General features: G+C 70.0%; 21 protein-coding genes, 1 pseudogene and 1 riboswitch. Of the genes and pseudogenes, 16 read left to right on the top strand and 6 right to left on the bottom strand.

The window, feature by feature from the left end; genetic code table 11:
- Window positions 1-218: 218 nt before the first annotated feature.
- Window positions 219-572 carry a HesB/IscA family protein gene (locus BLV72_RS07775; RefSeq protein WP_020871998.1) on the top strand — a complete coding sequence of 118 codons (354 nt, stop codon included), beginning with the start codon at window positions 219-221 and terminating at the stop codon, window positions 570-572.
- Window positions 573-666: 94 nt separating this feature from the next.
- Here the strand turns inward: BLV72_RS07775 and BLV72_RS07770 are convergent, their stop codons facing one another.
- Window positions 667-2,157 (bottom strand): hypothetical protein, encoded by a 1,491-nt coding sequence (locus BLV72_RS07770; RefSeq protein WP_093461184.1) that lies wholly within the window; start codon window positions 2,155-2,157, stop codon window positions 667-669.
- Between the two features lie 91 nt (window positions 2,158-2,248).
- Window positions 2,249-2,473 carry a hypothetical protein gene (locus tag BLV72_RS07765; RefSeq protein WP_093461183.1) on the bottom strand — a complete coding sequence of 75 codons (225 nt, stop codon included), beginning with the start codon at window positions 2,471-2,473 and terminating at the stop codon, window positions 2,249-2,251.
- Window positions 2,474-2,643: 170 nt separating this feature from the next.
- Here BLV72_RS07765 and BLV72_RS07760 point away from each other — a divergent pair, with 170 nt between their 5' ends.
- On the top strand, window positions 2,644-3,618 hold the full coding sequence (locus BLV72_RS07760) for a carbohydrate kinase family protein (protein WP_093461181.1): 975 nt from the start codon (window positions 2,644-2,646) through the stop codon (window positions 3,616-3,618).
- 141 nt (window positions 3,619-3,759) lie between these two features.
- On the opposite strand, the gene BLV72_RS07755 is transcribed toward BLV72_RS07760, so the two are convergent.
- Entirely contained in the window at window positions 3,760-5,169 is a 1,410-nt protein-coding gene (locus tag BLV72_RS07755) for a cysteine desulfurase/sulfurtransferase TusA family protein (RefSeq protein ID WP_093461180.1), read from the bottom strand.
- 544 nt (window positions 5,170-5,713) lie between these two features.
- Between BLV72_RS07755 and ctaC the strand changes: the two genes are divergently transcribed.
- From ctaC to BLV72_RS07735, 4 genes are all read left to right on the top strand, one after another.
- Window positions 5,714-6,676, top strand: a complete 963-nt coding sequence (gene ctaC, locus BLV72_RS07750) for an aa3-type cytochrome oxidase subunit II (RefSeq protein WP_093461178.1) — start codon at window positions 5,714-5,716, stop codon at window positions 6,674-6,676.
- Window positions 6,673-8,412 (top strand): aa3-type cytochrome oxidase subunit I, encoded by a 1,740-nt coding sequence (gene ctaD / locus BLV72_RS07745; RefSeq protein WP_093461176.1) that lies wholly within the window; start codon window positions 6,673-6,675, stop codon window positions 8,410-8,412. The genes ctaC and ctaD overlap by 4 nt, the downstream gene beginning before the upstream one ends.
- Window positions 8,409-8,807, top strand: a complete 399-nt coding sequence (locus BLV72_RS07740) for a cytochrome c oxidase subunit 4 (RefSeq protein WP_093461175.1) — start codon at window positions 8,409-8,411, stop codon at window positions 8,805-8,807. Before ctaD ends, BLV72_RS07740 begins: the two co-directional genes overlap by 4 nt.
- A 181-nt stretch (window positions 8,808-8,988) precedes the next feature.
- Window positions 8,989-10,236, top strand: a complete 1,248-nt coding sequence (locus BLV72_RS07735; RefSeq protein WP_093461173.1) for a L,D-transpeptidase — start codon at window positions 8,989-8,991, stop codon at window positions 10,234-10,236.
- A 21-nt stretch (window positions 10,237-10,257) separates the two neighbouring features.
- Here BLV72_RS07735 and BLV72_RS07730 read toward each other — a convergent pair whose 3' ends face one another.
- A complete protein-coding gene (locus BLV72_RS07730; RefSeq protein WP_093470232.1) occupies window positions 10,258-10,659 on the bottom strand; it encodes a hypothetical protein in 402 nt (133 codons plus the stop codon).
- A gap of 211 nt (window positions 10,660-10,870) precedes the next feature.
- On the opposite strand from BLV72_RS07730, the gene ctaE reads away from it, so the two are divergent.
- From ctaE to BLV72_RS07700, 6 genes and pseudogenes are all read left to right on the top strand, one after another.
- The gene (gene ctaE / locus BLV72_RS07725) at window positions 10,871-11,491 is read left to right on the top strand and encodes an aa3-type cytochrome oxidase subunit III (protein ID WP_059143403.1); all 621 of its coding nucleotides are present in this window, start codon (window positions 10,871-10,873) and stop codon (window positions 11,489-11,491) included.
- Window positions 11,492-11,560: 69 nt separating this feature from the next.
- Window positions 11,561-12,369 (top strand): annotated as a pseudogene (gene qcrC, locus BLV72_RS07720) (cytochrome bc1 complex diheme cytochrome c subunit).
- On the top strand, window positions 12,366-13,421 hold the full coding sequence (gene qcrA, locus BLV72_RS07715; protein ID WP_059143405.1) for a cytochrome bc1 complex Rieske iron-sulfur subunit: 1,056 nt from the start codon (window positions 12,366-12,368) through the stop codon (window positions 13,419-13,421). Before qcrC ends, qcrA begins: the two are co-directional and overlap by 4 nt.
- On the top strand, window positions 13,418-15,055 hold the full coding sequence (gene qcrB, locus BLV72_RS07710; protein ID WP_093461172.1) for a cytochrome bc1 complex cytochrome b subunit: 1,638 nt from the start codon (window positions 13,418-13,420) through the stop codon (window positions 15,053-15,055). The genes qcrA and qcrB overlap by 4 nt, the downstream gene beginning before the upstream one ends.
- A gap of 166 nt (window positions 15,056-15,221) precedes the next feature.
- Window positions 15,222-16,295 carry an anthranilate phosphoribosyltransferase gene (gene trpD / locus BLV72_RS07705; RefSeq protein WP_059143407.1) on the top strand — a complete coding sequence of 358 codons (1,074 nt, stop codon included), beginning with the start codon at window positions 15,222-15,224 and terminating at the stop codon, window positions 16,293-16,295.
- A gap of 95 nt (window positions 16,296-16,390) precedes the next feature.
- Window positions 16,391-16,509: riboswitch (SAM riboswitch) on the top strand.
- Window positions 16,510-16,713: 204 nt separating this feature from the next.
- Window positions 16,714-18,123: an aminotransferase class V-fold PLP-dependent enzyme gene (locus tag BLV72_RS07700; RefSeq protein WP_093461170.1), complete on the top strand. Its 1,410-nt coding sequence runs from the start codon at window positions 16,714-16,716 to the stop codon at window positions 18,121-18,123.
- Between the two features lie 28 nt (window positions 18,124-18,151).
- Here BLV72_RS07700 and BLV72_RS07695 read toward each other — a convergent pair whose 3' ends face one another.
- On the bottom strand, window positions 18,152-18,433 hold the full coding sequence (locus BLV72_RS07695; protein WP_093461169.1) for an Lrp/AsnC family transcriptional regulator: 282 nt from the start codon (window positions 18,431-18,433) through the stop codon (window positions 18,152-18,154).
- A complete protein-coding gene (locus BLV72_RS07690) occupies window positions 18,430-19,164 on the bottom strand; it encodes a rhomboid family intramembrane serine protease (RefSeq protein WP_093461167.1) in 735 nt (244 codons plus the stop codon). Before BLV72_RS07690 ends, BLV72_RS07695 begins: the two co-directional genes overlap by 4 nt.
- Window positions 19,165-19,316: 152 nt before the next feature.
- On the opposite strand from BLV72_RS07690, the gene BLV72_RS07685 reads away from it, so the two are divergent.
- The 4 genes from BLV72_RS07685 to BLV72_RS07670 all read left to right on the top strand — a co-directional run bounded on the left by BLV72_RS07685 (window position 19,317) and on the right by BLV72_RS07670 (window position 23,683).
- Entirely contained in the window at window positions 19,317-19,562 is a 246-nt protein-coding gene (locus BLV72_RS07685) for a hypothetical protein (protein ID WP_059143410.1), read from the top strand.
- Between the two features lie 17 nt (window positions 19,563-19,579).
- Complete coding sequence (locus BLV72_RS07680) at window positions 19,580-20,941, top strand: NYN domain-containing protein (RefSeq protein ID WP_093461166.1); 1,362 nt, start codon at window positions 19,580-19,582, stop codon at window positions 20,939-20,941.
- A 360-nt stretch (window positions 20,942-21,301) separates the two neighbouring features.
- Window positions 21,302-22,327 (top strand): C40 family peptidase, encoded by a 1,026-nt coding sequence (locus BLV72_RS07675; RefSeq protein ID WP_093461164.1) that lies wholly within the window; start codon window positions 21,302-21,304, stop codon window positions 22,325-22,327.
- 231 nt (window positions 22,328-22,558) lie between these two features.
- Window positions 22,559-23,683 (top strand): C40 family peptidase, encoded by a 1,125-nt coding sequence (locus tag BLV72_RS07670; RefSeq protein ID WP_093461163.1) that lies wholly within the window; start codon window positions 22,559-22,561, stop codon window positions 23,681-23,683.
- Window positions 23,684-23,685: the final 2 nt, after the last annotated feature.

The raw sequence follows: 23,685 nt of genomic DNA, 5'->3' as shown, positions 1-23,685 counted from the left end.
TTCGCTGGGAACCCTAATCGTCAGAATGACGCTATCTATCATAGCCGCTTCACGTCACTTTGACGAGAGGCATTGTGTCGATGTGACGCATTCCGGTGCGTCCGCCCGTATGCGAGCATGAAGGACAGCGGGAGATAAGCGCTGGGCCCGGAATGAATCCGGGACGCCGTTGGTTGGCTCCGACGGCAAGTAGTCCGTACGACCCGGGAGAGAAGCAGATGACCGTTCAGGACGAGACCACCGCGAGCGAGGGCATCATCCTGTCCGACGCCGCCGCGTCGAAGGTCAAGAGCCTGCTGGAGCAGGAGGGCCGCGACGACCTCGCGCTGCGCGTCGCCGTCCAGCCCGGCGGCTGCTCCGGCCTGCGCTACCAGCTCTTCTTCGACGAGCGCTCGCTCGACGGCGACGTCGTCAAGGACTTCGGCGGCGTCAAGGTCGTGACCGACCGCATGAGCGCCCCGTACCTGGGCGGTGCCTCGATCGACTTCGTCGACACCATCGAGAAGCAGGGCTTCACCATCGACAACCCGAACGCCACGGGTTCCTGCGCCTGCGGCGACTCCTTCAGCTGAGCCCCCGGCGCGGCGGAAAACAGCGAAACGGAAGGGGGCGGGCCCATCGGGCCCGCCCCCTTCCGCATGTCCTGCCGCGGCTCTCGCGGTCCGCTCACTTCCGCAGCGGCACCGTCTCACCGGTGGACCCGTCCACGACCTTCCGGCCGTCCAGCGGCTCCTTCAGCGTCACCTTCCGGTCCAGCTGCTTGGCGATGAGGATGCAGGCCCGCCCCGGATGGGTCGGCTTGCTCTTGAGCTCCAGCGTCACCTGCTTGGAGGTCTCCTTCGCGGAGACCGAGTAGGTGTTGCAGACACCGCCCCAGAAGCGCAGCGTCAGGGTCTTGCCGTCCACGCGGTACGAGGTGATGTCATCCGGCTTGGAGGTCCGGTTCCCCTTGCCCGGCCGGGTCGAGGGGGAGTGGCCCGGCTCCCCGGCCTTCTTGATGAACTCCGGCTTCACCGCGGGGTAGGGGAGGGTGACCGCCACCCGGTTGGTCCCGGTCGGCTTGGTCTCGAAGATCCACGACGGCACCAGCGCCCGCCGACCGTCCACCATGTGCGAGGCGAGGCCGAACGTCACCTTGCGCACGTCCACCTTGCCCGACGGGCCATCGCCCTTGGCCGACGTCGAGTTGAGCCGCTCCAGCGCCTGTTCCGCGCTGAGCACCGGATAGGTGTCGTCCTCCTTGGGCTTCGCCAGCGTGCCGCTGCCGCCGACCAACTGGCCGTCGGCGCCGACCTGCAGGTTGGTCCCCCAGCCGTAGGTGGGCAGATCACCCACCTTCGGATCGGCGTTCACCATCCGCACGGCGCCGTAGAGGCCACTCGCGTCCAGCTTCGCGTCCGACAGCCCGAGCGCCTCGAGCACCGGCTCGGCGGCGCGCTGGGCCTTCTCCTCGGACACGGCCGCCTCGCGGCCCTCGGCGGCGCCGTTGTCGCCGCGCTTGTCGCCGTCGCGGTAGGTCGGGCAGCTCTTGTCGGCCTGGTCCGTGCCATCGCCCTGGTCGGTCCGCCCGGCCTTCTTCGTGTCCGGCTTCCCGTCAGGTTTCCCGTCCGGGTGGACGCAGGACGTACCGCCCGGCGACCCATAGCGCGAGTACGACCAGCTGCCCGGTCCGTTCTGGCTCACCCGCAGCGTCGGGCCGCTCGCGTCCGGGGCGCCGCCGACCTTCCAGTACCCGTGGTCGGCGCGCGGGCTGCCGGAGACGTCCAGCGCCTTCGCCAGCCGCGCCACATCGGCCTTGGTGACCTTCGGGTCGGTCAGGTAGACCGGGGCCTCCTTGGGCCCGTCCGGCAGCTTGCCCGTGACGACGTAGCGGCCGCCGTGTGGATCGGGCTCACCGGGCGCGATGCCCTCGTTCCCTCCTCGCTCGCCGCCCGGAGAGGCGTAGGCGTCCAGTGCGAGGGGCTTGGGCGCTCCGTCCTCGCCCGCCGCACCCGGACCCCGGGTGCCGCCGTCCGCCGCGGTGGAGGCCCAGTAGGCGCCGCCACCTCCGGCGACCAGCACCGCGGCCGCCACCGATACGACGGCCAGCGGCGAGCGCCGGCGCGGTCGGGGAGTGTCGTCGGGGGTCTGCGGGGTGTCGGTGTCCTCGGTGCTCACCGTTTCGCTCCTTTGGCTCCGCTCACGTTCTACGGTCCCATCCCTCGCGAGGAGATGCCGATGAGACGGAGCCGGGGCGCGCCCGGTTCCTTCAGTCGCCGTAGTCCGACATGCCGGCCAGCAGATCGGCCGATGCCGCGGGCACGCTGATCCCCCGGATGCGGGAGGCGGCGACCGGTGAAACATGCCTGGCGGGAGGCGATACGGTGACCGCCCAGTGCGGCGCCATCCGGGCACCGTCGCCGCGCAGCTCCTCCAGATGCTCGGGCTCGATGGCTCCGGTGGCGGGAAGGGCGGGGCTGAGGTGCTGGGGCATGATGCCTCCTGGTCCATGGGGGTCGCCGACGCGTACCCCCGTCCACGCACCGTATTCAGCGGGTGTCGGTGAAGAAAGCCCTACTATTGGGTAGTTTCTTCCGTTCGTATGGACCGGGCTGAGCAGATAGCGTGAAGCGTCCGATCTCTCCGCCCCGCAGGAGCGACTCCGTGCGTATTGCCGTTACCGGCTCCATCGCCACCGACCATCTGATGTCCTTCCCCGGCCGCTTCGCCGATCAGCTGGTCGCCGATCAGCTGCATACGGTCTCCCTCTCCTTCCTGGTGGACACGCTCGACGTCCGCCGTGGAGGGGTCGGCCCCAACATCTGTTTCGGCATGGGCGTGCTCGGCCTGAGCCCGATCCTGGTCGGCGCGGCCGGTGAGGACTTCGCCGACTACCGCGCCTGGCTGGACCGGCACGGTGTGGACACCGCGTCCGTCCGGATCTCCGAGGTCAAGCACACCGCGCGCTTCGTCTGCACCACCGACGCCGATCACAACCAGATCGCGTCCTTCTACACCGGCGCCATGAGCGAGGCCCGTCAGATCGAGCTGCAGCCGGTCGCGGAGCGCGCCGGCGGTCTCGACCTCGTGCTGATCAGCGCGGACGACCCGGAGGCCATGGTCCGGCACACCGAGGAGTGCCGCTCGCGCGGCATCCCCTTCGCCGCCGACCCCTCCCAGCAGCTCGCCCGCATGGACGGGGAGGACATCCGGCTGCTGATCGGCGGGGCGGAGTACCTCTTCACCAATGAGTACGAGGCCGCGCTGATCGAGACCAAGACCGGCTGGACCGCGGAGCAGATCCTCGCCAAGGTCGGCACCCGGGTCACCACGCTGGGCGCGCAGGGCGTGCGCATCGACCGCGAGGGCGAGGAGCCCGTCGTCGTCGGCTGCCCGGAGGAGGACCGGAAGGCCGACCCGACCGGCGTCGGCGACGCCTTCCGGGCGGGCTTCCTCTCCGGTCTGTCCTGGAACCTCTCGCTGGAGCGCGCCGCCCAGGTGGGCTGCATGCTGGCGACGCTGGTCATCGAGACGGTCGGCACCCAGGAGTACGAGCTGCGCCGGGGCCACTTCATGGAGCGCTTCGCCAAGGCGTACGGCCATGAGGCGGCGGGCGAGATCGCGCCCCACCTCCCCTGAACCCCGCCGGGCGCCCAGGGGGCTGTCGCTCCCTGGGCCCCGCCGCGGTTCCTGCGGATTCGCCGTGGCCTCGTGGGCCCCGTCGGAGCCTCGCCCCGTCGGAGCCTCTGCCGCTCCGCCGGTCTCCAGGGTCTGTCGACCCTAGGCGCGGCGGCGCACCCGGTAGGCCACGCCCCGGTCGGCCGTCCGCTCGCCCTCGTAGGTCTGGCCCCGCATCTCGCACCAGGCCGGGATGTCCAGCCGGGCCGCCTCGTCGTCGGACAGCACCACCACCACACCGCCCACCGGCACCTGGCCGATCACCTTGGCCAGCTCGATCACCGGGATCGGGCAGCGCTTGCCGAGCGAGTCGACGACCAGCGCGACCTCGGGCTCGGGTACGGGGTCCGGGGCGACGGTGGCCTCGGCAGGCTTCGGCGCGCCCAGGCGCTCCCGCACCTGCGCCACCACCCCCGGCAGGACCTCCAGGAACCGCTCCACCTCCGCCTCGGCCGTACCGCGCGGAAGCGAGACCCGGACATTGCCCTCGGACAGCACCTCCATGGCCCGCAGCACATGGCTCGGGGTCAGCGTGGACGAGGTGCAGGAGGAGCCGGACGAGACCGAGAACTCCGCGCGGTCCAGCTCATGGAGCAGCGCCTCTCCGTCGACATAGAGACAGGAGAAGGTCACCAGATGCGGCAGCCGCCGCTCCGGATCGCCGACCACCTCGACGTCCGGCACCAGCTCCGGCACCCGCGCCCGGATCCGGTCCACCAGCCCCCGCAGCCGCTCCGCCTCCGCGGCGGCCTCCGCCCGGACGGCCCGCAGCGAGGCGGCGGCGGCGACGAGGGCGGGGAGGTTCTCGAACCCGGGGGAGCGGCCCGACTCCCGCTCGTCGTTGGGCGGGACCGTACGGAAGCGCACCCCCTTGCGCACCGCGAGCAGCCCCACCCCCGCAGGGCCGCCCCATTTGTGGGCGCTTGCCGTCAAGAGTGACCAATTGCCCTCCACGGGGCCCCAGCCGAGCGACTGCGCCGCGTCCACCAGTAGCGGTACGCCCGCCGCCGCGCACTCCTCGGCCGCCTCGGCCACCGGCTGCAGGGTGCCGACCTCATGGTTGGCGGACTGCAGGCAGGCCAGCGCCACCCCGTCCGGGGCCTCCCGCAGGGCCGCCGCGTACGCACCCGGCGCGACCCGTCCCGTACGGTCCACCGGGACCTCGGTGACCGTGCCGCCGTCCGCCTCGTGCGCGGCCGCCGTGTGCAGCACCGAGGAGTGCTCCACGGCGGAGACGACCAGACGGCGGCCGGCGCGTCGGCGGCCCGCGAGCGCCCCCGCGATACCGTCGTACACCGCGCGTGTCCCCGAAGGAGTGAAGACGAGCTCGTCCGGGCGGCACCCGACGGCCTCGGCCGCCGCCTCCCGCGCGGCGTCCAGCAGCAGCCGGGCCCGCCGTCCCTCCCGGTAGAGGCGGGAGGGGTCGGCCCACCCCTCGTCGAGTGCGGCGAGGAGCGCCTGCCGGGCGACGGGGTGCAGGGGAGCGGACGAGGCCATGTCGAAGTAGGGCACATACGAAACGCTAGTCGGCGAGACCGGCAAACGGACGGGCGCCGCCCGCGAGGGTTCGGAGCGGGCCCGGAGCCGAGGCCGCACCTGCGCCGAAGCCGGGCCCGGAACAGGGGCCACACCCGGCCGCAGCCGGGCCCGCACCGGGTCCCGAGCACGGGTCACACCCGGCGGCGGCCGGGACCGTAGCCGGGCCCGCACCGGGCCCCGAGCACGGGTCACACCCGGCGGCAGCCGGGACCGTAGCCGGGCCCGCACCGGGTCCCGAGCACGGGTCACACCCGGCGGCGGCCGGGACCGCAGCCGGGCCCGCAACCAGGGCCGGAGTTCGAGGTGACGCCGCACCGGAAATCGCGGCCGGAGCCCGGGATTCCACCCCTTCGTGGAGCGCCCCGGCGCGTTGGGCACCCTCCCCGCGCGACCCCAAATGGCGTCCAGTAGGGTTTGGTCCGCATAAACATCCAAACCCCTGCCCGCACTGGGCCGGCGACCGACCAGAAGACGGCCGCGGCCGACCGCGCGGGCGAGACTCTCGGGAAGGCGCTACGTGAGTCCCAACGGCTCCGACCGCTCGTCGCGGCGCCCGGTGCGGCGGAAGCTGCTGCAGGCGCTGGCCGCGGGCTTGGTCCTGGCGACCGCCACCGGTTGCACATCAAAGGACTTCCCCCGCCTCGGAATGCCTACCCCCGTCACGGAGGAGGCGCCGCGGATCCTCTCCCTGTGGCAGGGCTCGTGGGCGGCAGCGCTCGCCACGGGCGTCCTGGTCTGGGGCCTGATCATCTGGGCGGTCATCTTCCACCGTCGCAGCAGGACCAAGATCGAGGTTCCCGCGCAGACCCGGTACAACATGCCGATCGAGGCGCTGTACACCGTGGTCCCGATCATCATCGTCTCGGTGTTGTTCTACTTCACCGCACGCGATGAGAACGCGCTCCTCAAGACCTCCAAGAAGCCCGACCACGTGGTCAACGTGGTGGGCTATCAGTGGAGCTGGGGCTTCAACTACATGGAGAACGTGGACGGGAGCACCGCCAGTCCGAAGCAGGAAGCCAAGGAGATCTCCTCGATCCCCCAGCGCATGCTCAACGCCGTCCCCAAGGGCGCCGAGGGCGTCTACGAGGCCGGCACCCCCGGTGAGCGGAACCCGCAGACCGGCAACCCGGGTCCGACCCTGTGGCTGCCCAAGGGCGAGTCGGTCCAGTTCATCCTGACGTCCCGCGATGTCATCCACTCGTTCTGGGTGGTCCCCTTCCTGATGAAGATGGACGTCATCCCGGGTCACACCAACCGTTTCGAGGTCACCCCGAACCGCGAGGGCACCTTCATGGGCAAGTGCGCCGAGCTGTGCGGCGTCGACCACTCCCGGATGCTCTTCAACGTCAAGGTCGTGTCGCCGGAGCGTTACCAGCAGCACCTCAAGGACCTGGCGAAGAAGGGCCAGACCGGCTACATCCCGGCGGGCATTGAGCAGACGGACGCCGCCAAGAACGCGGAGACCAAGATCCAGTGAGCATCCTCAACGAACCCCAGGGTGCCGGTACGACCGCTTCGCAAGAGCGGGAGATTCCGGTGCGTCGGAAGCAGCCGGGCAATGTCGTCGTCAAGTGGCTGACCACCACGGACCACAAGACGATCGGCACGCTCTACCTCGTCACGTCGTTCGCGTTCTTCTGCATCGGCGGCCTGATGGCGCTCTTCATGCGCGCCGAGCTGGCCCGTCCGGGCACGCAGATCATGTCGAATGAGCAGTTCAACCAGGCGTTCACCATGCATGGCACGATCATGCTGCTGATGTTCGCCACCCCGCTGTTCGCGGGCTTCACGAACTGGATCATGCCGCTGCAGATCGGTGCGCCCGATGTGGCGTTCCCGCGGCTGAACATGTTCGCGTACTGGCTGTACCTCTTCGGCTCGCTGATCGCGGTGGGCGGGTTCCTGACCCCGCAGGGCGCGGCCGACTTCGGCTGGTTCGCCTACTCCCCGCTGTCGGACGCGGTCCGTTCACCGGGTGTGGGCGCGGACATGTGGATCATGGGTCTGGCCCTCTCCGGCTTCGGCACGATCCTCGGTGCGGTCAACTTCATCACCACGATCATCTGCATGCGCGCTCCCGGCATGACGATGTTCCGCATGCCGATCTTCACCTGGAACGTGCTGCTGACCGCGGTGCTGGTGCTGCTCGCCTTCCCGGTGCTGGCCGCCGCGCTGTTCGCCCTGGAGGCGGACCGAAAATTCGGGGCACATGTCTTCGACGCGGCCAATGGCGGAGCGTTGCTCTGGCAACACCTCTTCTGGTTCTTCGGCCATCCAGAGGTGTACATCATCGCGTTGCCGTTCTTCGGCATCATTTCCGAGGTCATTCCGGTCTTCTCCCGGAAGCCGATGTTCGGTTACATCTCCCTGATCGCCGCGACGATTTCGATCGCCGGTCTCTCGGTGACGGTGTGGGCCCACCACATGTATGTCACCGGCGGAGTGTTGTTGCCGTTCTTCTCGTTCATGACGTTCCTGATCGCCGTCCCGACCGGTATCAAGTTCTTCAACTGGATCGGCACGATGTGGAAGGGGTCGCTGAGCTTCGAGACCCCGATGCTCTGGGCGATCGGCTTCCTGATCACCTTCACCTTCGGTGGTCTGACCGGTGTGATCCTGGCGTCGCCGCCGATGGACTTCCACGTCTCCGACTCGTACTTCGTGGTGGCGCACTTCCACTACGTGGTCTTCGGCACCGTGGTCTTCGCGATGTTCGCCGGATTCCACTTCTGGTGGCCCAAGTTCACCGGCAAGATGCTCGACGAGCGGCTCGGCAAGATCACCTTCTGGACGCTGTTCGTGGGCTTCCACGGCACGTTCCTGGTGCAGCACTGGCTGGGGGCCGAGGGCATGCCCCGCCGGTACGCCGACTACCTGGCGGCCGACGGCATCACCACGCTGAACACCATCTCGACCATCAGCTCCTTCCTGCTGGGCCTGTCGATCCTGCCGTTCCTCTACAACGTCTGGAAGACCGCCAAGTACGGCAAGAAGGTCGAGGTCGACGACCCCTGGGGCTACGGACGTTCGCTGGAGTGGGCGACCTCCTGCCCGCCCCCGCGGCACAACTTCCTCACCCTGCCGCGGATCCGCTCCGAATCCCCGGCGTTCGACCTGCACCACCCGGAGATCGCGGCGCTCGACCAGCTCCAGAACCACGGTGCGCCCGACGAGGACAAGGCCCTCGCGGGTGGTAAGGAGGCCGGCAAGTGAAGGTCCAAGGCCGGATGTTCATCTGGCTGGCCGTCTTCATCCTCGTCATGGCGATCGTCTATGGCGTGTGGTCGAAGGAGCCGGCCGGTACCACCGCGCTCTTCCTGGCCTTCGGGCTGAGCATCATGATCGGCTACTACCTGGCCTTCACGGCGCGCCGGGTGGATGTCGGTGCGCAGGACAACAAGGACGCGGATGTCGCGGACGACGCCGGCGAGCTGGGATTCTTCTCCCCGCACAGCTGGCAGCCGCTCTCCCTGGCCGTCGGTGGCGCCCTGGCCTTCCTGGGCGTGATCTTCGGCTGGTGGCTGCTCTTCTTCTCGGCCCCGATCATCATGATCGGTCTCTTCGGCTGGGTCTTCGAGTACTACCGCGGCGAGAACGCCAACCAGTAACCGGCCAGTCGGCCGACGCGACCGGCGAAACGAGCGGGGCCCGGACACCTCCCCAGGTGTCCGGGCCCCGCTCGGCGTTGCCGGCCGGGCGCCGGGCTGTTGTGGCCCGGGTGGCCCCGCCGGTTCACCCCGCTGCCTCACTCCGCGCGCCGTTCACGGACGCCGTTCTTACGTTGAGCCCATGAGCCACACACCTCGATCACTCCGAAGCCGGGCGGTGCTGACCTGCGCCCTGCTGGTGGCGCCGCTGATAGCGGGTGTGAGCGGATGCGCGGGATCTCCCGACCCCCTGTCCGCCAAGCCGTACGACGCCGCCGACCAGATCTCGTTCAGCGGTGACGGCGACGGCCGTAAGGCCGATCCGGACAAGCCGCTAGAAGTGACCGCCAAGGGCGACGACAGCCGGATCACGGATGTCACGGCCATCGACGCCGCGGGCCGCTACGTCCGGGGCGAACTGGCCGAGGACGGCAAGCACTGGCGCAGCACGGTGCCGCTGGCCGCCGGCGCCCACTACACGCTGAAGGTGTCCACAGAGGACTCCAACGGCGCTCCTGGCCGCCGTACGGTCGACTTCTCCACCAGCTCCGCCCGCCGGCTGCTGAAGGTCACCTTCGGCCCCAAGGCGGGGGAGTACGGGGTGGGGCAGCCCATCACGGCCAAGCTGAGCCGGCCCGTCAAGGACCCCTCGGCCCGCGCCGTGATCGAGCGCGCCCTGAAGGTGGACTCACGGCCCGCGGTGGAGGGCGTCTGGCACTGGGTGGACAGCCGTAACCTGCACTACCGCCCGCAGGAGTACTGGCCCGCCCACGCCACCATCACGGCCCACTCCAACCTCAAGGGCATCAGGATCGGCGGCGGGCTCTACGGCGGCGACGCCAAGTCGCTGCGGCTGACCACCGGCGACCGCCTGGAGGCCCTCACCGACTCCGGCACCCACCAGATGACGGTGAAGCGGAACGGGGTGCCCATCCGGACCATCCCGATCACCACCGGTATGCCCGGATTCGATACCCGGAACGGCATCAAGGTGGTGCTGGCCAAGGAATCCGCCGTACGGATGACGGGTGCCAGCATCGGGCTCGGCGCCGGCTCCTACGACCTGATGGTCTACTGGGCCGCCCGGGTGACCAAGAGCGGCGAATATGTCCACGCCGCGCCCTGGTCCACCGGTTCGCAGGGCTACGCCAACGTCAGCCATGGCTGTACGGGCATGAGCACGGCGAACGCCGAGTGGTTCTTCAACACCGTGCGCCTGGGCGACATCGTCCAGGTCGTGAACAGCAACGGAGAGGACATGGCGGCGTTCAGCAACGGCTACGGCGACTGGAACATGGCCTGGGCGGACTGGCGCAAGGGCAGCGCCGTCTCCGGCGGCCAGTCCGACACCACGCCCGCCGACTCCGCCCGGCTCCGTCCCCAGGTCTGAGCAGGGGTGCGGACGGTGAGGTCAGGCGCCCACGGAGAGCCGCCTGCGGAGCAGCCCGGCCAGCGCGTCCGCCAGGGCCACCGGGTCCACCGGATGCGTGACCGCGGCCTCCGCGCGGCTCCAGGTGGCCAGCCAGGCGTCCTGCGGGCGGCCGATGAGCAGCAGCACCGGCGGGCACTGGAAGATCTCGTCCTTGATCTGCCGGCAGACGCCCATCCCGCCCGCGGGCGCCGTCTCACCGTCCAGCACACAGACGTCGATGCCGCCCTCCTCCAGCGCCGTGAGAACGGCCGGGAGGGTGGCGCACTCCAGAAATTCCACCGGTGGCACATCGGCGGCGGGCCGCCGGCCGGCCGCGAGGCGCACCTGTTCGCGGGTGCTCGCGTCATCGCTGTAGACCAGCACCGTTGCGATCGGCCGCATCATGACCTCCGGGCGAAGTAAGTGATCTGCCGGGCTCCTGTGGCGGATGCTACTCCCGTACAGCCGTCCGGAGGAGGGGGCGTACGGATCTCTCCCTCCTTCGGGGGACTGTCCGGAACAACCCCGACGAGCAGGGTCGATGCCCTCGCCACGGTCCTTGACACTCCGAACGGGACCCCCGGGAGTGAGCGCTGGATAAGCGACCGACATAATGTCGGTCGTGGCGACAGCAACAGCAGTAGAAACCGGGCACGCGCACCCGTCGGTCAACCGGCCGAACCTCACCAGCGTCGGAACCATCATCTGGCTGAGTTCCGAGCTGATGTTCTTCGCGGCCCTCTTCGCGATGTACTTCACCCTGCGATCGGTGACCGGAGCCGAGCACTGGAAGGAAATGGCGTCCGCGCTGAACTTCCCGTTCTCCGCGACGAACACCACGATCCTGGTGCTCTCCTCCCTCACCTGCCAGCTCGGCGTCTTCGCCGCCGAGCGCGGCGACGTGAAGAAGCTGCGCACCTGGTTCGTGATCACCTTCATCATGGGCGCGATCTTCATCGGCGGTCAGATCTTCGAATACACCGAGCTGGTCAAGAAGGATGGGCTCTCGCTCTCCTCCGACCCGTACGGCTCGGTGTTCTACCTGACCACCGGCTTCCACGGCATGCATGTGACGGGCGGCCTGATCGCCTTCCTGTTTGTCCTGGGCAGGACGTACGCGGCCAAGAGGTTCACCCACCAGCAGGCGACGGCGGCCATCGTCGTGTCCTACTACTGGCACTTCGTCGATGTCGTCTGGATCGGCCTCTTCGCCACGATCTACATGATCAAGTAAGCCGGTCACCGCACCGGAACCACGTCCTTAACAGCATCGACGCAGAAGATCCTGACACCGGGGTAATCCGTGAAAAAGCTCTCCGCACGACGGCGCCATCCGCTGGCTGCGCTCGTCGTCCTACTCTTCGCGCTGGCGGTCACTGGGGGCTGTACGCCGCGTTTTCGCCGAGCGAGGCGAAGGCCGACGACAGCTCCGCCCAGTCCCTCGCCATCGAGGAGGGCAAGAAGCTCTATGCCGTCGGCTGCGCCAGCTGCCATGGCACGGGCGGTCAGGGGACCTCTGACGGCCCGAGCCTGGTCGGCGTCGGCTCCGCCGCCGTGGACTTCCAGGTCGGCACCGGCCGTATGCCCGCGCAGCAGCCGGGCGCTCAGGTGCCGAAGAAGAAGAAGATCTACTCGGACGCCGATATCGAGCAGCTCGCCGCCTACATCTCCTCGCTCGGTGCGGGTCCGGTGACGCCCACCAAGAGCCAGTACAGCCCGGACGGCGCGGACGTGGCGAAGGGCGGGGAGCTCTTCCGTACGAACTGCGCGCAGTGCCACAACTTCGCCGGCAAGGGTGGTGCCCTCACCAACGGCAAGTTCGCGCCGGCTCTCGACGGGGTCAGCGCCAAGCATCTCTACGAGGCCATGCAGACCGGCCCGCAGAACATGCCCTCCTTCCCCGACACCGTGATGCCGGAGAAGAACAAGCAGGACATCATCGCGTACCTCGACACGGTCAACAGCGACAAGAGCAAGACCCCCGGTGGCCTCGAACTCGGCGGGCTCGGCCCGGTGAGCGAGGGTCTGTTCGGCTGGGTCTTCGGTATGGGCGCGATGATCGTCCTCACCATCTGGGTCGCCGCCCGGACCGCAAAGGCCAAGAAGTCATGAGTAGCCACGAGATTTCAGAAGCAGAAGACAAGCTGCCGGAAGAGCGAGGGGCCGAGAGCGCCGTAAGGCTGGCCGAGGACCCGTTCGCCGACCCGGGGCTGCCCCCGCACGAGCACCGTGTGCAGGACATCGACGAGCGGGCCGCGCGGCGCTCCGAGCGCACCGTCGCCCTGCTCTTCACGGTCTCGATGGTGGCCACGATCGCGTTCATCGCCGCGTACGTGGCGCTCCCGGTCGACAAGTACATCTACGTCTTCCCGATCGGGCACATCAGCGCGCTCAACTTCGCGCTCGGTGTGACGCTCGGCATCGCGCTCTTCACCATCGGCGCGGGCGCGGTCCACTGGGCCCGCACCCTGATGTCCGATGAGGAGATCGCCGACGAGCGGCACCCCATCGAGGCCAGCCCCGAGGTGAAGTCGAAGGTCCTCGACGACTTCCGGGCCGGTGCCAAGGAGTCCGGCTTCGGCCGGCGCAAGCTGGCCCGCAACACCCTCTTCGGCGCGCTCGCGCTGGTGCCGCTCTCCGGCGTCGTGCTGCTGCGGGACCTCGGTCCGCTGCCGGGCACCAAGCTGCGGCACACCAAGTGGGCCAAGGGCAAGCGGCTGATGAACTACAACACCATGCAGCCGCTGCGCCCCGAGGACATCTCCGTCGGTTCGCTCACCTTCGCCATGCCCGAGGGCATGAGCGAGGAGCAGCACGACTTCCAGACGGAGATCGCCAAGGCGGCCCTGATGCTGGTCCGGCTGCAGCCGGAGAACATCAAGGACAAGCGCGAGCTGGACTGGTCGCACGAGGGCATCGTCGCGTTCTCCAAGATCTGCACCCACGTCGGCTGCCCGATCAACCTCTATGAGCAGCAGACGCACCACGTCCTGTGCCCCTGCCACCAGTCGACCTTCGACCTCTCCGACGGTGGCCGAGTGATCTTCGGTCCGGCCGGTCACGCGCTGCCGCAGCTGCGGATCAGGGCCAACGACCAGGGGTACCTCGAAGCCATGGGCGACTTCCCGGAGCCCGTCGGTCCTGCTTACTGGGAGCGCGGATGAGTACTACAAGCGACAGCGGTGCGCAGCGCCGCGGCAAAGCGCCCGCGGGCGAGCGCGTCGCCGACTGGGCCGATGGCCGGCTGGGCGTCTACAGCCTGGCCAAGGCCAATATGCGCAAGATCTTCCCGGACCACTGGTCCTTCATGCTGGGCGAGGTCTGCCTCTACAGCTTCATCGTCATCATCCTCACGGGTGTGTACCTGACGCTGTTCTTCCACCCCAGCATGTCCGAGGTCGTCTACGAGGGCCCGTACGTCCCGATGCAGGGCGTGCGGATGTCCGAGGCGTTCCAGTCGACCCTCGACATCAGCTTCGAGGTGCGCGGCGGTCTGCTGATCCGGCAGATCCACCACTGGGCCGCGCTGGTCTTCCTCGCCGGCATGTTCACGCACATGATGCGCGTGTTCTTCACCGGTGCGTTCCGCAAGCCGCGTGAGATCAACTGGCTCTTCGGCTTCCTGCTGTTCTTCCTCGGCATGCTGACCGGCTTCACCGGCTACTCGCTCCCCGACGACCTGCTCTCCGGCACCGGTCTGCGGTTCATCGAGGGTGTGTTCCTGTCGATCCCGGTGGTCGGCACCTACATCTCGATGTTCGTCTTCGGCGGCGAGTTCCCCGGTACGGACCTCATCGCGAGGCTCTACCCGGTCCATGTCCTGCTGCTGCCGGGCATCATGCTCGGCCTGCTGGTGGCGCACCTGATCCTGGTCTTCTACCACAAGCACACGCAGTACCCCGGGGCCGGAAAGACCGAGAAGAACGTCGTCGGCATGCCTCTGCTGCCGGTCTACATGGCCAAGGCGGGCGGCTTCTTCTTCCTGGTCTTCGGTGTGATCGCGGTCCTGTCCGCGGTCGCGACCATCAACCCCATCTGGACCATCGGCCCCTACCGGCCCGACCAGGTGTCCACCGGCGCCCAGCCCGACTGGTACATGGGCTTCGCCGAGGGTCTGGTCCGTGTGATGCCCGGCTGGGAGATCACCGCCTGGGGCCACACGCTCGTCCTGGGCGTGTTCATCCCGATCGTGCTCTTCCCGCTGGTCCTCTTCGCGATCGGGCTCTACCCGTTCATCGAGTCCTGGATCACCGGCGACAAGCGTGAGCACCACATCCTGGACCGCCCGCGCAACGCCCCGACCCGTACGGCCTTCGGTGTCGCCTGGCTGACCGCGTACTTCGTGATGCTGATCGGTGGCGGTAACGACCTGTGGGCCACTCACTTCCACCTGTCGATCAACTCGATCACGTGGTTCGTGCGGATCGGCTTCTTCGTCGGCCCGGTCCTGGCGTTCATCGCCACCAAGCGGATCTGCCTCGGCCTCCAGCGGCGCGACCGCGACAAGGTGCTGCACGGTCGTGAGACCGGCATCATCAAGCGGCTGCCGCACGGTGAGTTCGTCGAGGTCCACGAGCCGCTCGCGCAGGAGCAACTGCACGTGCTGACCCAGCACGAGCAGCCCGAGCCCTACGAGATCGGCCCCGAGACCGACGAGAACGGGGTCAAGCGGAAGGTGACGCCCGCGCAGCGGATCCGTTCGAAGCTCTCCAAGGGCTACTACGGCGAGGACAACGTCATTCCGAAGCCGACCCGCGAGGAGTACCACGAGATCACCAGCGGCCACGGCCACCACTGATCTCCGCCGTACCGCTCTCGCACGTCAGCTGACGCCACAGACCAGGGCCCCGGCCCGGACCACACGGTCCGGCCGGGGCCCTGGTCGTGCTGCCGATAGGCTGGCGGCGGGCCGCTGACGTGCGCGGCCCCTTCCCTGCCCACCCCCACGGATCCAGGAGCGGACCATGGACGTTGTGACCCCCGCCGGAGGCGACAGCACCGCGACGGCCCGCACCTGGCCGGACGTACTGACCTCGCTGATCGCCGGCCGGGACCTCGATGCCGACGACACCGCCTGGGCCATGGACCGGATCATGCGGGGCGAGGCCACCGACGCCCAGATCGCCGGTTTCGCGATCGCGCTGCGCTCCAAGGGCGAGACGGTCTCCGAGGTGGCCGGTCTCGTGCGGGCCATGTACGACCACGCCAAGGTGATCGAGGTGCCCGGGGAGACCGTGGACATCGTCGGCACCGGCGGCGACCGCGCCAAAACCGTCAATATCTCCACCATGTCCGCGCTGGTCGTCGCCGGGACCGGCGCGCGGGTCGTCAAGCACGGCAACCGCGCCTCGTCCTCCGCCAGCGGCGCCTCCGATGTGCTGGAGAAGCTCGGCGTCAACCTGGACATCACCCCGGAGCGGGTGGTCGAGGTCGCCGAGGAGGCGGGGATCACCTTCTGCTTCGCGGTGAAGTTCCACCCGTCGCTGCGGCATGTCGCCTCGGCCCGCCGCGAGCTGGGCGTCGCCACCCCGTTCAACCTGCTCGGCCCGCTGACCAATCCGGCGCGGGTGAAGTGCCAGGCGACCGGGGTCGCCGACGCCCGGATGGCGCCCATCATCGCCGGGGTGCTGGCCGAGCGGGGCTCCACCGCGCTGGTCGTCCGCGGTGACGACGGGCTGGACGAGCTGACCGTGACCACCACCTCCCAGGTGTGGGAGGTCCGGGGCGGCGCCGTGCGCCAGGAGACCCTCGACCCGCGGGACGTGGGCATCGAGCGAGCCCCCGTGGAGGCCCTGCGCGGCGCGGACGCCTCGTACAACGCCGATGTGGCCCGCCGGCTGCTGGCGGGCGAGCGGGGACCGGTCCGGGACGCGGTGCTGCTGAACTCGGCGGCGGCGCTGGTGGCGCTCGAGCCGGAGCCGGGGGACAAGCCCCTGGCGGAGCGGATCGCGGCGGGTGTCGCACGGGCCGCCGAGTCGATCGACTCGGGCGCGGCGCGCGACGTCCTGGAGCGGTGGGTGCGGGCCACCCACGCCTAGGCGTCGCCCTTACGGCGCCCATGTTCTGTCCGTGCCCTGTCCGGGATGCGGACAGGGTATGGGCGCCGCCGTACGGCATGGCATACTCCTGCCCAGGTCACGAGTGACAGCGACTACGGCCCCGGCCCGCTGTCCGGCAACCCTCCGTCCGTGGCGGGGTGCCCCGGGTGATGACCAGGCCGCCAGGCAGCGAGGCCGGCGGCAAGCGCGGACCCCTCTCACTAGGGGTCCTGGTGGTCGAGGGAGTTCTTCCGTGATGCAGCGAATGCGCTAGGGCCGAGCGGCCCGTTTTCCCCTTCTGTGCTCCGCGCGGTGGTGCCGTGCGGAGAGCGACTTTCCGCGCCCTGACGGCGGGCTCACCGCCGTCCTTGTGCGCGTCACGCATTCCCACGCCTCGACTCTCCCGGGAGACTTCGCCATGTCCGCGCGCCCTTCTGCCACCGCCTCCGTCGCCGCCGCTTCCGCCGCCTGCGCCGACTCCTCCGTCGCCGCCTGTGAGCCGCTGCCCGTGCTGGGCAGCGATGTCCTGGTGCCCCTGGTCACCGGGGGCGAGGTGACCTACGCGGCGCTCGACTACGCCGCCAGCGCCCCCGCGCTGCGGCGGGTCTGGGACGACATCGCCGCCTACGCGCCCTACTACGGCAGCGTGCACCGCGGGGCGGGCTACCTCTCGCAGCTGTCCACCGACCTCTTCGAGAACAGCCGTAAGGACGTCGCCGCCTTCCTCGGCTGCCGCGAGGACGACCAGGTCGTCTTCACCCGCTCCACCACCGATTCGCTCAACCTCCTGGCCGCCGTGGCGCCGCGGGGCACCGAGGTCTTCGTCTTCGAGACCGAGCACCACGCCTCGCTGCTGCCCTGGGAGCAGCGGGAGGACGTCACCGTTCGCTACCTCAGCGCCCCGCGCTCCTCGCGGCAGGCGGTGGAGACGCTGGAGAAGGCGCTCGCGGGCCGTGCCGAGGGCCCGGCGCTGGTCTGCGTGACCGGCGCGTCCAATGTGACCGGTGAGCTGTGGCCGGTGCGGGAGCTGGCCGCGGCCGCGCACGCACACGGCGCCCGTATCGTCCTGGACGCCGCGCAGCTTGCCCCGCACCACCCCGTGGACATCGCGGAGGCGGACGTCGACTGGGTGGCCTTCTCCGGGCACAAGCTGTACGCGCCCTTCGGCGCCGGTGTGCTGGCCGGCCGGGCGGACTGGCTGCGGGAGGCCCGGCCGTATCTGGCGGGCGGTGGCGCCAGCCGTAAGGTGACGCGCAGGGACGACGGCGGGGTCGACGTCGAGTGGCACACCACCGCCGCCCGGCACGAGGCGGGCTCCCCGAACGTCATCGGCGTCTACGCGATCGCGTCGGCGTGCAGGGCGCTTGCCGAGGCCGGTTTCGAGGGCCTGGTCGCCCGTGAGCGGCAGCTGATCGAGAAGGTGCGGACGGGGCTGGCCGAGGTGCCCGAGGTGCGGGTGCTCTCGCTCTTCGGCGACGACGCCCCCCGGGTCGGCGTGCTGTCGTTCGTGGTGGAGGGCTGGAACAGCTCCCACTTCGCGGCGGCGCTCTCCGCCGAGTACGGCATCGGCGTACGGGACGGGCTCTTCTGCGCGCATCCGCTGGTCCGCACCTTGCTGGACAGTGAGCCCGACGAGCCGGGCGAATGCGGTGCGCCCGAGGCCGGGCCGGGGGAGCGCTCGCTGAACGCGATCCGGGTCAGCTTCGGGGCGGGCACCCCGGACGAGCATGTCGAGCGGTTCGTCGGAGCCGTGAAGGAGCTGGTGCGCGAGGGGGCCCGGTGGAGCTACCGCACCGAGGGCGGCCGCTGCGTCCCGGACCGCGGCTGAGCCCCCGGGGCGCTGGGAGGGGGCGGCGCTAGCCGTCCAGGCCGATCGCGAACGCCGCCTCGAGGTCGTGCTGCGAGTACGTCCGGAAGGCGATGTGCGTCTCGGTCGAGGCCACCCCCGGCAGCTTGCTGATCTGGCCGGTGATGATGTCCGCGAGGTCGTCGTGCCGGGTCACCCGCACCATCGCGATCAGATCGTGTGCGCCGGTGACCGAGTAGACCTCGCTCACGTTCTCCAGCGCGGCGATTTTCTCGGCGGTCTCCGGAATCCGGTCCACGCTGGTCTTGATGAGCACGATCGAAGTGATCACGGCTGGCTTTCTCCCTCACTCGCCCTGGCTGCGCCGCCCACTCTAGTCGTCCTCCCGAACCGCCCCCACGCGTAGAGAAAGCCGAGCGTGAAGCCCACGAGATGGGCGAGATAGGCGACGCCTGGGCGGTCGTCGGCCTGCCGGGCGGCCAGCCACTGGAGGGCCACCCAGAAGATCAGCACCGCCCAGGCCGGAAAGCGCAGCGGCAGAAAGAACAGAAACGGAAAGAGACTGGTCACCCTGGCTCGAGGAAACAGCCACAAGAAGGCGCCGAGTACTCCGGAAATGGACCCGGAGGCGCCCACCAGGGTCTGGGCGGAGTCGGCGTGCGCGGCGGCGTAGCCGAGCAGCGCCAGATAGCCCGTGACGAGGTAGAAGACGGCGAACTGGACTCGCCCCATCCGCTCCTCGGTCATCGCCCCGAAGACGTAGAGAAACAGCATGTTGCCGAGCAGATGCAGCCAGTTTCCGTGCACGAACAGTGCGGTCAGCGGGGCGAGCGGCTGATCGGGGGAGCCGCTCCACAGGGCGCTGGGCACCACGCCCCAGCGCTCGAAGTACGTGGACTGGGCCTCCACCAGCCGCCCGCCCGTGCCATAGCCGGGGTTGAGTCCCGAGGCCGGTCCGATGACGAAGAGCAGGCAGCAGCTGACGATCAGGCCGTATGTCACCCACGGGCGGCCGGGCCCCGCCATCCAGGGGCGGTCGCGCCCCGACGACGTCTCGATCATGGTCAGATCATTCCGTACCGGGCGCAACCTCCACAGAGCGCCTCGCCGCGCTCCCGCCGGGACGCGGACGGGACGGGCCCGGCGCGGGGCAAGGCTCAGGCCGTAGGGTTACAGGACGCCGCCGACGAGCCGAGAAGCGAGGACCCGCAATCATGGCCGTGCCCCTGCCGACCGACCGGACCCGCTGGCGTTGCACACTGTGCGGCAACCTCACCCGGTTCGATGTGACCCGCTCGACCAGAGCCGTGGAGTATGTGCATCTCGACTTGGCCGGGGAACCCAGTGTCGAGGAACGCGAGGTGCTCAGTGAGACCATTGAGTCAGTGCGCTGTCGCTGGTGCAACGCGGTCGACCAGGTAGAACTCGTGGACCGTCCGAGCACCGGCCTGAGCGCCTGAGAACGGAGCGATGACAGGTGGTGGAGCGGACCGGCGACCCCGGGGCGGCCGGTGACGCCGAGGGCGTCACCGAGGCGCTGGACCGCCCGCTGCCGGAAGGGGTGCGGCGGCGGGTGGTGGCGCTGGTCGCCGACGCCTTCGGCGGGCTGACGGTCACCGAGCTGCCCACCCAGTTGCGGCAGTACGCCCGTTTCACCCCGACCCGCCGCGCCAAGTTCGCGGGCAACGCGATGGCCGCCGCGGTGGAGAGCGACCCCGTCTTCCGGCAGCGGATCGCGGGACGGCTGCGGGAGACCCAGCGGGAGCTGGCCGAGGCCATCGAGGGCGGATCGCCGCCCGCCGCGGCCGATCCGGTGGATGTGGCGGCGGTGGCGTATGTGCTGCGGCCGGTGGGCTGGGTCAAGCTGGTCGAGGCGGCGGGCGAGGAGGCCCAGCGGGCCTCCGCCGAGCGGGCCGGCGAGGAGGCGGCGCGCGAGCTGCAGCGGCTGCGGGACGAACTCGCCGAGGCCAAGGCGGCCACCCGGCATGAGACGGAGCGGACGCGCACCGAACTGGAGGCCGCCCGTAAGGAGAACGACGGGCTGCAGCGCAAGCTGCGCAGCGCGCAGAGCGATGTGCGGCGGGGCGCGGCCGCGCTGCGCAAGGCCGAGGCGGAGCTGGAGGCCGTACGGGCGGAGGCGGCGGCCCGTCAGGCCACCGCGGACAGCGAGGCGCGGCGGCTGCGGGCCCGGCTCGCGGAGGCGGAGTCGGCGCTGGAGGCCAGCCGGCGGGCGGTGCGCGAGGGGCGCAGCGTGGAGGACATGCGGCTGCGGCTGCTGCTGGACACGGTGCTGGACGCGGCGCAGGGGCTGCGGCGCGAACTGGCCCTGCCGCCCGCGTCGATGCGCCCGGCGGACACGGTGGACGCCGTGGAGCCGGGGAAGATGACGCCGAAGGACATAGCGACCAGGGCGCTGTCGGAGATGGACCCGGCCCTGCTGGACCAGCTGCTCGCGCTGCCGCAGGCGCATCTGGTGGTGGACGGCTACAACGTCACCAAGACCGGCTATCCCACGATGCCGTTGGAGAAGCAGCGGCTGCGGCTGCTGGGCGGCCTCGCGGTGCTCGCGGCCCAGACGGGCGCGGAGATGACCTGTGTCTTCGACGGGGCCGAGCTGGCCGCGCCGGTGCTGCTCGCGCCGCCGCGCGGGGTGCGGGTGCTGTTCAGCAAGCCCGGGGTGACGGCGGACGAGTTGATCCGGCAGATCGTGCGGGCGGAGCCGCCCGGCCGGCCGGTGGTGGTGGTGTCCACCGACCGCGAGGTGGCCGACGGAGTGGCGCGCGCCGGAGCGCGCCCCGTGGCATCCGCGTTGCTGCTGAAGCGACTTGCCCGTACCTGAGGCGTCGTAGCCCGTATCTCCGTTATTCCCGTATCCCCGGTTTCCGCTTTTCTGTGGCTGAGCGCCCGAACTCTCTTCAGAGGTCGACCTCGCACCACTTCTGTTGTCAGCGGAGCGTCGATCGACCATCACTGCCCGTGTGACATTCGTAAAAGATGCGCTTCCGGGGCGACTTTTTTGCCGTTGGGATTTGAACGGATCACGGCGGGGTCACTAAGGTCGGCTCGAACCTTCGCGCGGTTGATCACCCATCCGGGGTGACAGCGGAGGTACCGCCGAGTCCGCGCCCTGTCGCGGAGCCGGGGCTCACCACCCCACCAACTCCCGGTAGGCGGCTGGAGGAAGAAGGAGCTCGCCTTCGTGGCGTCCCACCGTCGACCCAAGCAGCCGAGCCGCACTCGGGTAACCGTCCTTACCGCGACCGCGGCAGCCGCCGTCGCTCTCACTTCCCAGGCCGCCCAGGCCGCTCCGAAGCAGGACAAGAAGGACGTCAAGGAGCAGGTCGACAAGCTCTACGAAGAGGCGGAGCAGGCGACCGAGAAGTACAACGGCGCCAAGGAGAAGCAGGAGAAGCTGGAGAAGCAGGTCGGCGATCTGCAGGACAAGGTGGCGCGCGGTCAGGAGGACCTGAACAAGCTGCGCAACGGCCTGGGTTCGATGGCCACCGCCCAGTACCGCTCCGGCGGCATCGACCCCTCGGTGCAGCTGCTCCTCTCCTCCGACCCGGACACCTACCTCGAGAAGGCGTCCACCCTCAGCCAGCTGAGCGGCAAGCAGGCCGAGTCCCTGCGGAAGATCGCCGACAAGCAGCGCACCCTCAAGCAGCAGCGCGAGGAGGCGTCCACCAAGCTGCAGGACCTGGCGGACACCCGTAAGGCGCTCGGCAAGAAGAAGGACGAGATCCAGGGCAAGCTGTCCAAGGCCCGGAACCTCCTCAACACCCTGACCGCCAAGGAGCGCGCCCAGATGGCGGCCCAGGACGCGGAGCGCGCCAACCGCTCCAGCAGCCGGGTCGACCTGGGCAACGAGGTGCCGGAGTCGGGGCGTGCCGCCGCCGCGCTCGCCGCCGCCAAGACGAAGATCGGCCTCCCGTACGTCTGGGGCGCGACCGGTCCGTCCTCCTTCGACTGCTCCGGACTCACCGGCTGGGCCTACCAGCAGGCCGGGGTGCAGCTGCCGCGCATCTCCCAGGACCAGGCGAACGCCGGCAGCCGCATCGGCCGCGGTGAGCTCAAGCCGGGCGACCTGGTGCTCTTCTACGGCGACCTGCACCACATAGGTCTCTACGCGGGCAACGGCCAGGTGCTGCACGCGCCCAAGCCCGGTGCCGGTGTGCGCTACGAGTCGATGGACAACATGCCGTTCCAGTTCGGCGTCCGGGTCTGATCCGGAAGGTCTGATCAGGAACTGGAAAACGGGTCTCAAACCGCCCCAAGAGCCATCCTTTAGGGCGAACCTCCAGCGCCCTCGCTGATCCCCCGCCCCGCCGGTGACCTGCGTCACTCGGCGGGGCGTCAGTTTCTCCGCACACCACGGCCGTTGGACCGTGGGTAGCCCCACGGCTACTGTCTGCCCGCAGTTCTCAGCCCGACACTGCGGAAGGGAGTGCGGCTACCCATGGCGTCCTGTCGTCGCGTCGCGAAACCCGGGTCCGGCCGGGCCGCCGTCTGGACCGCCGCCTCGGCGGCCGCGGTGGCCTCCGCCGCCGCGCTGTCCGCCGTGGCGGCCGGTGCCGAACCGGATGACCCGGCGGGCCGTCCGGCCGCCCGGTCCGCCGGCGACCGCATCGCCACGCTCTACGCCCAGGCGGAGCGGGCCACCGAGCGCTACAACACGGCGCAGACGCGCACCCAGGCCCTGCGCCGCGAGGTCGACCGGATCCAGGACCGGGTCGCCCGCGGCCAGGGGCGGGTCAACCGGATGCGGGTGGCGCTCGGCGCCCTCGCGGGCGGGCAGTACCGCACCGGCGGGATCGACCCGGGCCTGGCCCTGCTCCTCTCCGGCGACCCGGCCCAGTACCTCGACCGGGCCGCCACCCTGGAGCGGATCACCAGCCGTCAGGCCGCACAGCTACGGGTGGTCCAGAGCGCCCAGCGCACGCTGCGGCAGGAGCGCGCGGAGGCCGCGGCCAAGCTGGTGAAGCTGGAGCACAGCCGCCGGGCCGTGGCCCGCCACAAGCGGGCGGTCCAGCACCGGTTGGCCACCGCGCGGCGGCTGGTGAACGCGCTGCCGCCCGGGGAGCGGGAGCGCTACGCCCACCGCGCCTCGCGGGCGGGCGGACGCGAGCCCGGCGCCCTCGCCGGCCTGCCACCGGGCACCCTCTCCTCCGGCCCCGGAACCGGCCCCGGCGAGCTCCCCGGCGGCCGCATCGGCGGGCGGCATGCCGCGCCGTTTTCCGGGCGGGCCGCCGCGGCGTTCGGCGCGGCACGGGCGGCCCTCGGGCTGCCGTACGCCTGGGGCCACGCCGGTCCCACCGCCTTCGACTGCTCCGGGCTGACCCAATGGGCCTACGCCCACGCCGGGGTGGCCATTCCGCGCACCTCACAGGACCAGGCGCACGCCGGGCAGCCGGTGCCGCTGTCCCAGGCCCGCCCCGGCGATCTGGTGGTCTACCGCTCCGACGCCAGCCATGTCGCGATGTACGCGGGCAACGGACAGGTGATCCACGCCCCCTACCCCGGGGCACGGGTCCGCTACGACCCCGTGGACATGTTGCCGATCTCTTCCATCACTCGTGTCTGAAG

It is taken from the genome of Streptomyces melanosporofaciens (assembly GCF_900105695.1).
Classification (GTDB): domain Bacteria; phylum Actinomycetota; class Actinomycetes; order Streptomycetales; family Streptomycetaceae; genus Streptomyces; species Streptomyces antimycoticus.
The sequence above is the reverse complement of the archived record's forward strand: the minus strand, read 5'-3'. Positions and strand labels throughout refer to the sequence as shown.

What these genes read in the sequence shown, in the direction of transcription:
- BLV72_RS07735 (WP_093461173.1), top strand. Translation starts at nt 8,989, where the DNA reads ATGAGCCACACACCTCGATCACTCCGAAGCCGGGCGGTGCTGACCTGC.
- BLV72_RS07685 (WP_059143410.1), top strand. Translation starts at nt 19,317, where the DNA reads ATGGCCGTGCCCCTGCCGACCGACCGGACCCGCTGGCGTTGCACACTG.
- BLV72_RS07730 (WP_093470232.1), bottom strand. Translation starts at nt 10,659, where the DNA reads ATGCGGCCGATCGCAACGGTGCTGGTCTACAGCGATGACGCGAGCACC.
- ctaE (WP_059143403.1), top strand. Translation starts at nt 10,871, where the DNA reads ATGTCGGTCGTGGCGACAGCAACAGCAGTAGAAACCGGGCACGCGCAC.
- qcrB (WP_093461172.1), top strand. Translation starts at nt 13,418, where the DNA reads ATGAGTACTACAAGCGACAGCGGTGCGCAGCGCCGCGGCAAAGCGCCC.
- BLV72_RS07775 (WP_020871998.1), top strand. Translation starts at nt 219, where the DNA reads ATGACCGTTCAGGACGAGACCACCGCGAGCGAGGGCATCATCCTGTCC.
- BLV72_RS07765 (WP_093461183.1), bottom strand. Translation starts at nt 2,473, where the DNA reads ATGCCCCAGCACCTCAGCCCCGCCCTTCCCGCCACCGGAGCCATCGAG.
- BLV72_RS07700 (WP_093461170.1), top strand. Translation starts at nt 16,714, where the DNA reads ATGTCCGCGCGCCCTTCTGCCACCGCCTCCGTCGCCGCCGCTTCCGCC.
- qcrA (WP_059143405.1), top strand. Translation starts at nt 12,366, where the DNA reads ATGAGTAGCCACGAGATTTCAGAAGCAGAAGACAAGCTGCCGGAAGAG.
- BLV72_RS07670 (WP_093461163.1), top strand. Translation starts at nt 22,559, where the DNA reads ATGGCGTCCTGTCGTCGCGTCGCGAAACCCGGGTCCGGCCGGGCCGCC.
- trpD (WP_059143407.1), top strand. Translation starts at nt 15,222, where the DNA reads ATGGACGTTGTGACCCCCGCCGGAGGCGACAGCACCGCGACGGCCCGC.
- BLV72_RS07690 (WP_093461167.1), bottom strand. Translation starts at nt 19,164, where the DNA reads ATGATCGAGACGTCGTCGGGGCGCGACCGCCCCTGGATGGCGGGGCCC.